We start from the raw sequence: 13,905 nt of genomic DNA, 5'->3' as shown, positions 1-13,905 counted from the left end.
GTTAAAACTTTGTAGAAGAAGTTCTTAAAAAATTGTACCCGAATTAGTTCCTGATTCTTGATTTACCGGTATTTAAACAGTATTTCCCATTTAAGTCATAAAATCGGTTTAATAAACTTTTTTCAAAATACCAGGTACAAAATCAGCACTGTTTTGTGGGCAAATTTTGCCATAGCTGTCGCCTGTGAAATGGGGAAATGGGGAGCGTGCAAACCACATACCGGAGTGCATTTTTTTGTCCTGACCAGAAAGCCGCTAACTTTGCTGGCTTTACAATATTTGAGCGCTATCGCGGTTTTTATTGAGCAGCGAAAGCCTAATACAAATTCTGAATATGTCCAAAATCAAATTTCATATTGGTCTCATTACGATTTCTCTTGTCAGCGCGTGTAAAACTACGGCCCCACCGAAGCAAGTAGTAGCCGAAACTCAGCCGCTTCTTGAAATTGGAAAAGAGCAATTCTCCCTCGATGATTACCAGGATTCTTACAATAAAAACAAGTTCGCATCCGATTCGACCAAGGCATTAACCCCGGAAGAATACCTTCCGCTTTATACCGATCTGAAAATCAAAGTACTTCAAGCAAAATCGGAAGGAAAAGATACCACACTCGATTACCGCGAGGAAATAGCCTCCTATCGCGACCAATTGGCAAAAAACCACCTTGTGGATAAAGAATTGGTCGAAAAGCTAACCAACGAGGCCTACAACCGCCTGAAACAGGAAGTGCGGGCGTCGCATATCCTGATCGGTGTCTCTGAGGACGCTTCACCTGCGGACACGCTCGAAGCCTACCGCGCCGCGATTGCCCTCCGCGGCCGCCTCGAAGAAGGTTCGGATTTCGCCGATATGGCTGCCCGCTTCTCCAAAGATCCTGCCGCAAAGACTACCAAGGGCGATTTGGGCTACTTCACGGCTTTCCAGACGCTTTACCCGATCGAAACCGCAGCTTACACATTGCCCGTTGGCAAAATATCACAACCGGTTCGGACAAAAGCGGGTTACCACCTTATTAAAGTCAACGATCGTCGGACCAACCGCGGCATGGTGCGCGTGGCGCATATCATGGTAAAGGTAGATACGGCAGGCACGGCGGCTCAGAAAGAATCGGCCAAAGCCCGGATCGAGGAGGCATATACGCAACTACAAAACGGTACCGAATGGAATACGGTAGTCGATAAGTATTCCGACGACCGCGAATCCAGAAAAAATGGCGGGCTGCTACCGTTGTTTGGCACCGGCCAGATGGTGCCGGAGATCGAAGAGGCCGCATTTGCGCTGACCCGCATACAATCCTACTCGAAACCAGTGCTGACGATGTACGGCTGGCACATTATCCGTCTGGTCGAAAAACGCCCGATTGAAACGCTGGCTAATATGGCACCATCGCTCCGCAAGAAAGTCGTAACCGATTCGCGCGGCAAGGTGATCGAGCAGGCCAATGCAAAACGGCTGCGCGAGAAATATGCCGTGCAGGAAGCCGCAGATCAGTGGCAGCAGGTTGCAGCATTGGCGGATAGCACATTGCGGGTGGGCAAATGGGATTACCAACGCGCCGTTTCTGCCGATTGGTCGACTGTTACCCTGTTCCGCATTGAACAGCGGCCTTACGACGCATTGTCGTTCCTGAACTACGTGAAACGCAAACAGACGCCACGCCCGAAAGACGCCTCTCCGGCGATTGTCTTCCGTCGCTATTACAATGATTATCTCACCGAATCACTCGTGGAATATGAAAAGGAGCATTTGGAGGAAACCAACCCGGAATTCCGTAGTCTTATGAACGAAATCCGCGAAGGTGTATTGCTTTCGCAAATTATGGAAGAACAGGTTTGGCAGCGCTCGCTCTCAGACTCCACCGGACAGCGTAGTTTTTATGAGCGGAACAAGGCGCGCTATAACTATCCCGAACGCGCATTCGCGACCATCGTAACGGCGAAAGACACGCAAACTTTGAACAGCGTGAAAAAAACCTTAGCTACCAGTCCCTACAAGCTGGAAAGAAAGTCGAAGGAACTGTTATTCCCCGTCAATTCCGCCGAAATCGGCAATCAGCAGCTGGAAGCGCTGAATGACCTTTATATTATCATGGAAAAAAATGCGGATTATGTGGTCGAGATCGCCGGATACCGTTCTGCCGACGAGCCGGAAATCATTTCTTCGACCCGCGCCCGCAATGTTGTGAAATATTTAAATGCACGAAACATCCCAATTCTGCGTATCATAGAAAAAGACTACGGTTCTTTCAGGCAATCGGCCGAGCAAGAGCGCAACCGAAGGGTGGCATTCCAGTTTTACAGCCAGTCGAAAAGCGACGTTGAAAAGGTTTTTAATGCTGACGCCCCGGGCTCGGTGACGATCCGGGAAGGCTATTTTCCAAAGGCAGATCCACTGTTCGCAGGTTTCAAATGGCAGTCGGGTGAGCAGACGGTAACCAGCGCCGGTAGCGTCTTGTGGGCGAATGTGGCGAAGATTGATCCGCCTCGCCCTAAAACATTCGCGGAGGCGCGTGGAACGGTGATTAACGATTACCAGAAAGAACTCGAAAAACAATGGCTGGCCAGGTTGCAGGAGAAATTCCCGGTTAAAGTCAACGCGCAGGAATTAGAAAAAATTAAGCGTTAGCCGTATTTTAGCATTTATAAATTGAATCTGTTTCATTTTTAGGAGTTTAATTCAATAAAACCCGCAATAATCCAAATCAGCATACAAGGAAAAATATGAAAGTAAATAAATGGATCGGGGCTCATTTGATAGCCGCTTTCATGCTGCTGATCAGCGTGATAAGCTACGGACAAGGTCAGAAGGGAGTGAGCCTGGACAAGATCATCGCCAGGGTCGACAACCACTACATCCTGAATTCGGAGCTGGAAGACATGTATAACCAGTACAAGGCCGAAGGGCGGCAGGCGCCTGAGAAATGCCAACTGCTGGAATCCCTCATCATCAACAAAATGCTCCTTGCCAAAGCGGAAATTGACTCGGTGACCGTCGAAGACAAGCAAGTGGACGGCGAACTGAATGCGAAGATGAATTACATGATCCAGCGCTTCGGTTCGGAAAAAAACATTGTGGAAGCCTACGGCAAAAGCATTGAAAACCTCAAAAATGAACTTCGTCAGCAGGTAAAGGACCAGAAAATCGTCGAGAAAATGCAGCAGACGATTTCCGGCAATGTTAAAATCACACCGGCGGAAGTACGCAAATTCTTCAACTCTATTCCCAAAGACAGCTTGCCTTACATTCCCTCGGAAGTGGAGGTTGGCCATATCGTCAAAAAAGGAACAGTAACCCGTGAGCAGAAAGAAAAACTGAAACAACAACTGCTGGACCTGAAAGCACGCGCTGAAAAAGGCGAAGACTTTGCCATGCTGGCGCAGATTTATTCGGAGGATTTGGGATCGGCCAAAGTAGGTGGCGACCTAGGCTTTGCCAAGCGCGGAGCAATGGTACCGGAGTTTGAAGGGGCCGCATTGGCACTCAAACCCGGTGAAATGTCGGGTGTGGTTGAATCCCAGTTCGGTTTCCACCTCATCAAACTCCTAGAAACAAGAGGTGCAGAATACCACGCAAGGCACATCCTGCTCCGCCCCGATTACAACAAGGGCACGGATATGACCGCGGCTACCCGCGCGCTCGATAGCCTCCGCACGCTCATTAAAAGTGACTCATTAAAATTCGCGAAAGCCGCTTTGGACAACTCCGACGATAAGGAAACTGCCGAATCGGGTGGACTTATACAAGACAGAAGCACCGGACAATCCAAGCTGACGCTCGACGCTTCCATGGATCCGGCGCTCTACTTCGCGATCGATACCATGAAAGTGGGTGATTTGAGTATGCCTATTTCGTACCGGCTTGAAGACGGCAGTAGCGCCATGCGTATCCTTTGGTATAAAAGCAAATCAGAACCGCATACGGCCAACCTGCACGACGACTACGAAAAGATGGCGCAGATTGTACTCAGCAACAAGCGTAACAACGCGCTGGAAGAGTGGTTCAAAAAGGCGCAGGGCGACGTTTACATTAGCATCGAACCCGAATACAGAAATTGCAAAGTACTTGGGCTGGCCGCCAACGCCGACGATTTATAGCGGTAAAACGGCGGTAATCATTGCTTTTAACGAGTGAAAATCTAACCAAACATAACGTGAAGTATTCATCGGACGTAGAAGCTGCCGAAGCTATGAAAGTAGCTTATGATAAAATCCGGAGTGAAATCGGAAATGTGATTATCGGACAGGATGAAGTTGTTAAAAGATTGCTCACCGCCATTTTTTGCCAGGGACATTGTTTGTTGGTGGGCGTTCCGGGGCTCGCGAAAACGCTTCTGATCCAAACCATCGCGTCTTCACTCGACCTGAACTTCAACCGGATCCAGTTTACGCCCGATTTGATGCCTTCCGATATTCTCGGTTCTGAAACACTCGATCAAAACCGGAATTTCAAATTCATCAAAGGCCCCATTTTCGCGAATATTATCCTTGCCGACGAGATCAACCGGACGCCGCCCAAGACGCAATCGGCGTTGCTGGAAGCGATGCAGGAATATTCGGTAACCATTGCGGGCGCCAAACATCCACTCGATAAGCCGTTTTTCGTACTTGCTACCCAAAACCCGATCGAACAGGAAGGTACCTATCCCCTGCCCGAAGCGCAGCTCGACCGTTTCATGTTTATGATCCAGCTCGATTACCCTTCGTATGCCGAGGAGGTAAATATCGTCAAGAACACTACCAGCGATAACCGGTACCAGGTTAAGAAGGTGATCAGCTCGGAAGAAATCACCGATTTCCAGCACCTGGTACGCCGCGTACCGGTGACCGACCATGTGATTGAATACGCAGTAAAACTGGTACACAAAACGCGTCCGAAGGGCAGTCTGGCTATCAAAGACACCAACGACTACCTCGAATGGGGCGCTGGCCCGCGGGCATCACAATCGCTCATTCTGGCCGCAAAATGCAATGCATTGCTTTCGGGAAAATATTCGCCGGATATCGAAGATGTGAAAGCCGTTGCATTGCCGGTATTGCGCCACCGCATTATCCGCAATTTCAAGGCCGAGGCAGAAGGTATTTCTGTCGACGATATTATCGGAAGGCTACTTTAAAACCAGTAAGAATTTACTTTTTCAACATTATAAGTTTGTGTCGTTCGCGGATGGCACAAACTTTTGTTTTTTTAAGGCAAACCAATCATTCCACATCATCACAATGACGACCATTCAAGGCAAAAACTTCATAGGGTACGCTCTTTCGTCTGAAGGTGAAAGGCAGTTTATGGCATACGCTCCGGCGGCAGACAACTACCTTCCTGAAACTTTCCACTGTGCGACTATCGAGGAAGTAAATAAAACAATGGTCCTGGCCGAAAAGGCATTCGACAGCTACTCGCAAGTACCGGCAGTTGAGCGCGCAGCCTTTCTGATCGCCATTACCGAAGAAATCCTTGCACTGGGCGACCAACTGATCGAGCGGGCCGGCCAGGAAACGGGATTACCTATTGCCCGACTACAAGGCGAACGCGCCCGCACAATCAACCAGCTTACCCAGTTTGCGGAACTTCTGCGCGAAGGTTCGTGGGTGGAAGCCTCCATCGACACCGCCCTACCCGACCGCTCGCCGGTCCCGAAACCCGATATTCGTAAAATGCTGGTACCTGTCGGGCCAGTCATCGTGTTTGGTTCCAGCAACTTTCCATTCGCCTATTCGGTAGCCGGCGTGGATACCGGACCCGCATTGGCGGCGGGTAACCCGGTGATTGTCAAAGCACACCCCGCCCATCCGGGCGTAAGCGACCTCACCGCGCAGGCGATCGTGCGTGCAGCCGAGCGCACAGGTATGCCTGAGGGAACGTTTTCAATGCTGTATGATGATGGATTTGAAGTCGGGACGGCATTGGTGAAGCATCCCGCAAGTAAGGCTGTCGGATTTACGGGCTCATACCGCGGCGGAATGGCGCTGTACCGACTTGCACAGGAGCGCGAGGAGCCGATTCCGGTTTTTGCTGAAATGGGGAGCGTGAATCCTATCGTGGTTTTGCCTCAATATCTGAAAAACAATGCGGTACAGCTCGGAAAAACACTGGCCAGCTCAGTAAGTCTCGGCGCGGGGCAGTTTTGTACCAATCCGGGATTAGTGTTTATTACAAAATCCGAGGGGCTGGAAGCGTTTCAGGATGCCTATAAAACTGAAATCCTGCGTACGCCTTCGGCCACCATGCTGACAGCAGGGATTTGCAAAACCTATTATAAACTACGCGGGGAGGCATTGGAGCAGCCGGAAGTTTCGGCACTGGCGATTTCCGATATCCATTCGGAGGGTCAAAATCAGGCGGAGGCATCCATTGCATTGGTTTCAGGGAAGAACTTCATTGCTAATCCTAAATTGCACGAAGAAGTTTTTGGGCCGTTCTCGCTGCTGATTGTCTGCGAGAATACCGACGAGTTGTACGAGGCAGTCGCGCATTTGAAAGGCCAGCTTACAGCCACATTGATCGCAGAAGAAGCTGAGGTAGCCCGTTATCCTAAAATCGTGCGTCAACTTGCGAAAATATCCGGCCGGTTTATCATGAACGGCGTGCCGACCGGCGTGGAAGTGTGCCCGTCCATTCATCACGGCGGGCCATTCCCGGCCACGGCGGATTCCAAATTCACATCGGTAGGAAGGCACTCGATCCTGCGGTTCGTACGGCCGCAGTCCTTCCAGAACTGGCCGGACGCACTTTTACCTGATGAACTGAAAAACAGTAACCCGCTGCGCATTTTCAGGCTGGTAAATAATGTTCAGACCAAAGAAGCTATTCGTTAAACAGCGATTCGGGATAACCGACTTCCACCAGAAACAAACCTTCTGCCGGGGCCTGTGCTCCGGCATTTTTTCTGTTACGTGAAAGAATTATCTGCTCAAAATCGGCGACTGTCATCTTGTGGCGGCCCACTTCCAGCATTGTTCCCACCAGCGCACGTACCATCCCTCTCAGAAAGCGGTTCGCTTTGACATGAAACACCAGCATTTCACCGGATTCCACCCACCGCGACTCGGTGATGGTGCATCGGAAGTTGCTGACATTCGTGTGGATCTTGCTGAAACTTTCGAAATCATTGTGAACAAGCAGCAATGCAGCAGCTTCATTCATTAGAGCCACGTCGAGGTTTCGCCGCATTAGAGTGGCCAGGTCAGTCAGAAAGGGATTTTTGTGATAGGTAATGCGGTATTCGTACTTCCGGTACGTGGCTGCGAACCTGGAATGTATTTCATCGCTCACGCGGATAATGCGCTGAACCGCTACATCTTTGGGAGTCAATGCATTCAGCTTATAAATCAGCAGGTCGGCGTCAGCAACCGCCTCAGTTAAATCAAAATGGGCAAATTGTTGTTCTGCATGGACACCGGCATCGGTACGGCTGCTGCCGGTTAACTCGACGGGCATTCTCAGCACTTTGCCGAGGGCCTCTTCGAGCACTTGCTGGATGCCCAATGCATTGTTCTGTTTTTGCCAGCCGTTATAGGCCGTGCCACGATAGCTGAATTCTAGGAAATAGCGCATTTTGCAAAATTAAGCCAAACCTCCGGATTTACGATTTCAACGGCCCGGTTGCGGAATTTGCAGGAAGAAGGTTAACTTTGAAAATTGGAAAATTTCATTTTAGTATGATTACGGAAGAGAAAAAAGAAGAGAAAAGCCTGAATTTTATCGAGGAGATTATTGACGCTGACCTGCAATCAGGAAAATATACCCGGATTATTACACGCTTTCCCCCTGAACCTAATGGCTACCTGCACATTGGGCATGCTACGAGCATTTGCCTGAATTTCGGTCTGACCAAGAAATTTCCGGGTTATACCAATCTGCGATTTGACGATACCAATCCGGTGACCGAAGACACCGAATACGTTGAGAATATCAAGAACGACATCCGCTGGCTTGGTTTTGAATGGGAGAATGAGAACTATGCTTCCGATTACTTCGATACCCTATACGGCTATGCAATCAAGCTGATTAATGAAGGTCTGGCTTATGTAGATGACTCTACGTCCGAAGAAATCGCGGCGCTGAAAGGAACGCCTACCGAGCCAGGCAAGGACAGCCCCTACCGCAACCGCAGCGTGGAGGAGAACCTTGCACTTTTCGAACAAATGAAAAATGGCGACTTCCCCGACGGAAGCCGTACCCTGCGCGCCAAAATCGACATGGCGCACATCAATATGCTCATGCGCGATCCGATTCTATACCGCATTAAGCACGCGCATCACCACCGTACAGGCAACAAATGGTGCATTTATCCGATGTACGACTTCGCGCACGGGCAAAGTGACGCCATCGAAACCGTTACGCATTCGATCTGTACGCTGGAATTCGCGCCACACCGCGAGCTATACGACTGGCTGATCGAAAAACTGGGTATTTATCCATCACATCAATATGAGTTTGCCCGGCGTAACCTCAATTATACCGTTACCAGCAAACGCAAATTGCTGCAACTGGTGCAGGAAGGACACGTAAGCGGCTGGGACGATCCGCGTATGCCGACCATCAGCGGAATGCGCCGTCGCGGGTACACCGCATTCGCCATCCGCGATTTCTGCGACCGCATTGGCGTTGCGAAACGTGAAAATATGGTAGATGTAGGTTTGTTAGAATTCTGCGTTCGCGAGGATTTGAACAAGCAGGCATTGCGCCGGATGGTGGTGCTCGATCCATTGAAAGTAGTGATTACCAACTTCCCGGAAGGCGTAACCGAAATGTGCCACAGCGAAAACAACCCGGAAGATATTTCAACCGGCAACCGCGAAATTCCGTTCAGCCGTGTGATTTTCATCGAAAAAGAAGATTTCATGGAAGTACCGTCAAAGAAATACTTCCGCCTGGCGCCGGGCAAAATGGTCCGCCTCAAGGGCGCCTACATTATCCAATGTGATGACTTCGTAAAAGACGAAAATGGCGAAATCACCGAGGTGCGCTGCACTTATATTGAAAACAGCAAGAGCGGCCAGGATACGACCGGCATTAATGTGAAAGGGACCTTGCACTGGGTTTCCGCTGCACACGCCGCGGAAATCGAAGTGCGTTTGTACGACCGCCTGTTCTCCGTGGAAGATCCGTCATCGGAGGATGGTGATTTCAAGGACTACCTCAACCCTGACTCATTGCACGTGATCACCGGCTATGCCGAACCGGCATTGCTGGAAGCGAAAGAAGGCGAATCGTTCCAGTTCCTAAGAAAAGGATACTTTGCCAAAGACCCGGATAGCACCGCCAATAAGCTGGTATTCAACAGAACATCGACCCTGCGCGATAACTGGGCAAAGGCTGGAAATTAATTCTATTTTCCCTATTCCCGATTCCCGTCGACTTAAGTCGACGGCCCAGGATTGAGACCCTGCATTTCAAATCTTTTCAAATGATCTCCATAAATTGATCTTCTTGCCGTCGACTTAAGTCGACGGTGGTTGATTGATTGATTTCATTTGAATCCATTTAATTAGATTGCTTACAAATAAACTTGCTTGAAAAGAAGTTTGGATTTATCTTTGTGCAACAATTTCCACGATTCAAATCTTGCTGTCAGTGAATACCCAGAATGAATTGTTCAGTACCGCTAAAGGTTACAGCGTACAGTGTGATTTAACTTCCCGTATTATCCTTCACTTTGGCGATATCAAAGCTCCTTTTAAAATCCTGGATTTTTTGAATTTCCGCCGGTTTATCAACAGCATCGACATTCGCAGCAAAATTTTCGACCTGTCGGACGAATCTGACTATGAGTTCGTTGAGGTGCCCCGCCTTAACATGGGCCACAAAATGACCCTTTGCGAAGTAATCCAATTACGTGAGCTGGTAAACGGAACGCACTTCGCGATCGAGCTTAATTCCATGCTTCACGAAGTTCTCTTCACAGAACAAGAATTAGTCTAAATTACTCATTCAGACTACATTAGACCGGTTCCAAATTTCTAAAACGATTTGGATTCATGAACTTTCGCATGATATTTGCACTTGTTAATACACGAATAAACAGGCAAAATCATGAAAGACTTACTTAGAGCACGTACTTCCCTTAAAGAGGAAATAGAGATACTTTTGAACAACCAGGTGAAGATGGAAGCTGAGGCTTCCGCTAAATATCTCGCTATGGCTTCATGGTGCGACCGCAACGGTTTCAAGCACAGCGCCAAGTATTTCATGCACCAATCCGACGAAGAACGCACCCACATGCTGAAAATCTTCAACTACCTGATGACAGTAGGCGGCACGGCGATCTCCCCTGAAGTTTCAGGCGTAAAACAGGAATACCCTACCTTCAAAAGCGTATTCGAAACAGCACTTCAAAGTGAAATCGCCGTAACCCAGTCAATCAACCGCATCGTTACAGCTGCACGTAAAGAAGAGGACTACGCGACTGAAAACTTCCTGCAATGGTTCGTGAGTGAGCAGATTGAAGAAGAAGACAATGCACGCCGCGCGATCGAGCTTTTCGATGTAATTGGCGAAGATGGAACAGGTTTGTATGTGATCGACAAGGCGATCGGCAAAATCGGTTCCGAAGAATAATACCAATTTCTTATCTACAAAAATAGCTGCCCGGAAGAGCAGCTATTTTTGTTTTAAACCCTGGTGAAATACTTGCGTTCCCACACTTTGTACCAGTTTCGGTTGGCCGGGTATTTTCGGTGCGCCGCAAAACGGTTCACCATCACAGCCACAAAAAGAAGCACTAAAACACCGCTCAGCACTGGGTTCAAAACATACATATAACCCAGCGCCTTGATCTTTTCCGAACCGATATTTGCAATCAGCGCCGTAGCGCCACCGGGCGGATGCAGGGTTTTGGTCACCTGCATTAAAACAATAGATATCGAAACTGCAAAAGCCGACGAGAGCCATACCTGGTCGGGAATAATTTTGTGCACCGTCACCCCCACGAGCGCGCATAGCACGTGCCCCCCTATGAGGTTGCGCGGTTGCGCGAGCGGACTGTTCACGATCCCATATATGAGTACCGAAGACGCTCCGAAGGAACCGATCAGGAATAGCGAATCAGAATCGGCGAATTGTTTGTCGTTGAGCAGGCCAATGAGACCGATGCCGAGGAATGAACCGATGAAGGTCCAGAAATGGTCTTTGAAATCAATCAGAGTCTCTTTGTAGACGACGTAACGAACCAATCTTGCGTTACGTTTAATCCTTTTTCTCAAAATAGGAAAGCTTTTGGTTGAAGTAGCATTAGAAATAGAACTATAACGGGATCGCGATGGTTCGTAAATTACGGAAAGATTCCAAATTTCCTCGGGTTCCTCTCTCCTAATCCCTTCCAAATATATAAAAAACGGCCCACCCCGGACGGATAGAGCCCCCTGGGCGGCCATTAAATTTTGGTACGCCTTTTGTTGGGTTGCGAAATTTAAAATAGTAGTATTGCAATAACACACCGTGACTTGATTCCATGAATTATCTCGACGAGTTCAAAAAGTTTATTTCCAGCCATTACCTGTCGACCGGTGTACGCCTAACCCTCGGGACGATCATCCCTAGCCTGATTTTTCATCACTACGGCATGTTGAGCGATTGGATCGCCTTTCCGCTCGGCACACTGCTCATCGGCGGTACCGACAACCCCGGCCCCTACCACAGAAGACGCAATGCCCTGCTCGTCGCTATTGTAACATGCTTTGTCGTAGCCTGCGTCACGGGGTACCTACGGCATTTCCATTTCATTATATTTCTTGAAATCATTGTATTCGGGATGTTTTTCTCGCTCGTCGGCGTATATGGCAACCGCGTGAATAGCATCGGGCTGATTTCGCTGCTCGTTTTTGTATTTAATATTGATGACCACCTCAGCGGCGACATGGTTTTGAGAACCGCTGCGATCTTCTCGGCCGGCGGGATTTGGTACTTCATATTGTTTATGGTTTTACAAAAACTGCTTCCCTACAAGCTCATTCAGCAGCTTTTGGGAGAGAACTTTGTAGAACTGGGCAAACTGCTGTCCATCAAAGCCGATTACTATTTCGCCAATCCCGACTACGATGAGCTGTTCAACCGGATGGTGCACCAGCAAGTGATCCTCCGCGAAAACCACGAAAACCTGCGTGAGATTCTGTTCAAAACCCGGGAAATCGTCACGGAATCTACGACCAAAAGCCGGATATTGATGCTGATGTTTCTCGACAGCATCGATCTTTTCGAAAGGATACTCAATTCGCAGCAAAACTACGCGAACCTGCACCGCGCATTCGACCATACGAAGGTCTTGCGGCTTTTCGGGACGTACATTACCTGGCTTGCTGCCGAAATACAGCAGATCGGCCTGGCGGTGCAGAGCGGTTACGCCTCCCACCCACGCCACGACCTCGACGAGGCGTTCAACAAATGCCAGCGGGCATTCGAGCGCATGCGTGAGCATAAGATGAACCATGATAATATGGAGGATTTCATCATGCTCCGGCAAATCCTCAATAGCTTGCAGGACGTCACCGAGCGCGTGAAAAAGCTGCACCGTGCTACAAAGTATGAAGCGGACGTAAGCAACGACTATAAGCTGACTGTCGAAGCCGAGGATTTTACGCCCAAGCAGGACTACCACCCGCGCATTCTGCTCGATAACCTTTCACTCAAATCGAGCCATTTCCGGCATGCGGTTCGGGTGACGCTGGGGTTGCTGTCAGGATATATTGCGTCGCTCTTTTTCGATGTGGGTCATGGTTACTGGATCTTGCTGACGATCGCCGTAATCCTGAAACCGGCTTTCAGCATTACCAAACAGCGAAACATCCACCGGATCGGCGGCACCATACTGGGCGTAGTCATAGGATTTCTGCTGCTCTACCTGATCCAGGAGAGCACGCCGCTATTCATCCTGATGATGATTTCGATGATACTGGCATACAGTTTCCTAAAAATCAATTACTTCGTGGCATCCACAAGCATTACCTTGTATGTAATCTTGTCGTTCCATTTTCTTAACCCGGAGCATGTGACCAATGTTCTGCAGGACCGCGTGGTGGATACCGTGATCGGCTCGCTGATTGCCTATATTATTTCTTCCTACGTTCTGCCGGTTTGGGAGCATTCGCAGATCAAGCAGTATATGAAAGAGGCGCTGGATGCGAACCGGAAGTATTTTGATATCGTAGCCGCCAAATTCACTGGAAAACAACTGGATATCAACGAATTGAAATTACTAAGAAAGAATGCGATCATTGCGATGGCCAACCTTTCGGACAACTTTCAAAAAATGCTTTCCGAACCCAAGCGCCAGCAGCTCAATATGGAAGAGTATCACCAGTTCGTCGCGACGAGCCATATGCTCACCTCCTACATTGCCTCGCTTTCAACTTACGCACAGACGTTGGAATACCTGGAATTTTCAGTTGAATTTGAAATGATGACCCGGCAAATCGACCGCCAGTTACAGGCTGCGATGGACATTATCGACGGGAAAACCGGTAACAGCCTTGAAATCGTGCGGGAATCTTTACCACAAAATCAGCGGCTACTCGAATTGCTCGCCGATCGCAAGAAACAAATCAAGGAACTGGGGATTGAAAAGGCCGATCAATCTCCGGTGCGCAAAATGTTATCCGATTTGAAAACGATCAATGGGCTGTTCGAGCTGATCAGCACCATTTCAATTGACGAAATCAAGATTCTTCAAAAAATTAAAACTGCGAAAGCTGCTTGACATGCCATCATTATCAGGAACCGAAAGAAAGAATATCGCGCCTGGGCTCTCTGTTTCCATTGTTCTCAAAAAAGATCAACGAAGCGGCAAACTGACGCAGGGCGTTGTGAAAGACATCCTCACGAAGGCGCCCGTGCACACCCATGGTATCAAAGTGCGCCTGGAATCAGGTGAAATTGGAAGAGTAAAGATCGTTGAAACCGAAGATTAGCCC

At 48.9% G+C, this 13,905-nt stretch carries 11 protein-coding genes; 9 read left to right on the top strand and 2 right to left on the bottom strand.

The features are described from left to right. The first annotated feature begins 334 nt into the window (after positions 1–334). From ACQ4MZ_RS04185 to ACQ4MZ_RS04170, 4 genes are all read left to right on the top strand, one after another. Positions 335–2,626 (top strand): peptidylprolyl isomerase, encoded by a 2,292-nt coding sequence (locus ACQ4MZ_RS04185; RefSeq protein WP_430843253.1) that lies wholly within the window; start codon positions 335–337, stop codon positions 2,624–2,626. A gap of 95 nt (positions 2,627–2,721) precedes the next feature. Next, on the top strand, positions 2,722–4,095 hold the full coding sequence (locus tag ACQ4MZ_RS04180) for a foldase protein PrsA (protein WP_430843251.1): 1,374 nt from the start codon (positions 2,722–2,724) through the stop codon (positions 4,093–4,095). Positions 4,096–4,151: 56 nt separating this feature from the next. Further along, positions 4,152–5,114 (top strand): AAA family ATPase, encoded by a 963-nt coding sequence (locus tag ACQ4MZ_RS04175; protein ID WP_430843250.1) that lies wholly within the window; start codon positions 4,152–4,154, stop codon positions 5,112–5,114. A gap of 103 nt (positions 5,115–5,217) precedes the next feature. Further along, positions 5,218–6,813, top strand: coding sequence for an aldehyde dehydrogenase (NADP(+)) (locus ACQ4MZ_RS04170; RefSeq protein ID WP_430843248.1), 1,596 nt, complete (start codon positions 5,218–5,220; stop codon positions 6,811–6,813). Here ACQ4MZ_RS04170 and truA read toward each other — a convergent pair. Then, complete coding sequence (truA, locus tag ACQ4MZ_RS04165) at positions 6,803–7,552, bottom strand: tRNA pseudouridine(38-40) synthase TruA (protein WP_430843246.1); 750 nt, start codon at positions 7,550–7,552, stop codon at positions 6,803–6,805. The two genes, ACQ4MZ_RS04170 and truA, sit on opposite strands and share 11 nt — an antisense overlap. 104 nt (positions 7,553–7,656) lie before the next feature. On the opposite strand from truA, the gene ACQ4MZ_RS04160 reads away from it, so the two are divergent. The 3 genes from ACQ4MZ_RS04160 to ACQ4MZ_RS04150 all read left to right on the top strand — a co-directional run bounded on the left by ACQ4MZ_RS04160 (position 7,657) and on the right by ACQ4MZ_RS04150 (position 10,558). After that, on the top strand, positions 7,657–9,327 hold the full coding sequence (locus tag ACQ4MZ_RS04160; RefSeq protein ID WP_430843244.1) for a glutamine--tRNA ligase/YqeY domain fusion protein: 1,671 nt from the start codon (positions 7,657–7,659) through the stop codon (positions 9,325–9,327). A gap of 247 nt (positions 9,328–9,574) precedes the next feature. Then, positions 9,575–9,922, top strand: a complete 348-nt coding sequence (locus ACQ4MZ_RS04155; protein ID WP_430843242.1) for a hypothetical protein — start codon at positions 9,575–9,577, stop codon at positions 9,920–9,922. A gap of 111 nt (positions 9,923–10,033) precedes the next feature. Then, the gene (locus ACQ4MZ_RS04150) at positions 10,034–10,558 is read left to right on the top strand and encodes a ferritin (RefSeq protein WP_430843240.1); all 525 of its coding nucleotides are present in this window, start codon (positions 10,034–10,036) and stop codon (positions 10,556–10,558) included. 53 nt (positions 10,559–10,611) lie between these two features. On the opposite strand, the gene ACQ4MZ_RS04145 is transcribed toward ACQ4MZ_RS04150, so the two are convergent. Then, positions 10,612–11,205: an HPP family protein gene (locus ACQ4MZ_RS04145; protein WP_430843802.1), complete on the bottom strand. Its 594-nt coding sequence runs from the start codon at positions 11,203–11,205 to the stop codon at positions 10,612–10,614. Between the two features lie 245 nt (positions 11,206–11,450). On the opposite strand from ACQ4MZ_RS04145, the gene ACQ4MZ_RS04140 reads away from it, so the two are divergent. Both ACQ4MZ_RS04140 and ACQ4MZ_RS04135 read left to right on the top strand, forming a co-directional pair. Next, positions 11,451–13,691 (top strand): FUSC family membrane protein, encoded by a 2,241-nt coding sequence (locus ACQ4MZ_RS04140; RefSeq protein ID WP_430843238.1) that lies wholly within the window; start codon positions 11,451–11,453, stop codon positions 13,689–13,691. Between the two features lies 1 nt (position 13,692). Next, entirely contained in the window at positions 13,693–13,902 is a 210-nt protein-coding gene (locus tag ACQ4MZ_RS04135) for a YwbE family protein (protein ID WP_430843236.1), read from the top strand. Positions 13,903–13,905 lie beyond the last annotated feature (3 nt).

This window comes from Dyadobacter sp. BHUBP1 (genome assembly GCF_050587785.1).
GTDB lineage: Bacteria > Bacteroidota > Bacteroidia > Cytophagales > Spirosomataceae > Dyadobacter.
This window is presented reverse-complemented; position numbering and strand designations above follow the sequence as displayed.

Bases quoted from the DNA above. Each gene is read 5' to 3' on its own strand.
- ACQ4MZ_RS04185 (WP_430843253.1), top strand. From the start codon at position 335: ATGTCCAAAATCAAATTTCATATTGGTCTCATTACGATTTCTCTTGTC.
- ACQ4MZ_RS04180 (WP_430843251.1), top strand. From the start codon at position 2,722: ATGAAAGTAAATAAATGGATCGGGGCTCATTTGATAGCCGCTTTCATG.
- ACQ4MZ_RS04170 (WP_430843248.1), top strand. From the start codon at position 5,218: ATGACGACCATTCAAGGCAAAAACTTCATAGGGTACGCTCTTTCGTCT.
- truA (WP_430843246.1), bottom strand. From the start codon at position 7,552: ATGCGCTATTTCCTAGAATTCAGCTATCGTGGCACGGCCTATAACGGC.
- ACQ4MZ_RS04160 (WP_430843244.1), top strand. From the start codon at position 7,657: ATGATTACGGAAGAGAAAAAAGAAGAGAAAAGCCTGAATTTTATCGAG.
- ACQ4MZ_RS04150 (WP_430843240.1), top strand. From the start codon at position 10,034: ATGAAAGACTTACTTAGAGCACGTACTTCCCTTAAAGAGGAAATAGAG.
- ACQ4MZ_RS04140 (WP_430843238.1), top strand. From the start codon at position 11,451: ATGAATTATCTCGACGAGTTCAAAAAGTTTATTTCCAGCCATTACCTG.
- ACQ4MZ_RS04135 (WP_430843236.1), top strand. From the start codon at position 13,693: ATGCCATCATTATCAGGAACCGAAAGAAAGAATATCGCGCCTGGGCTC.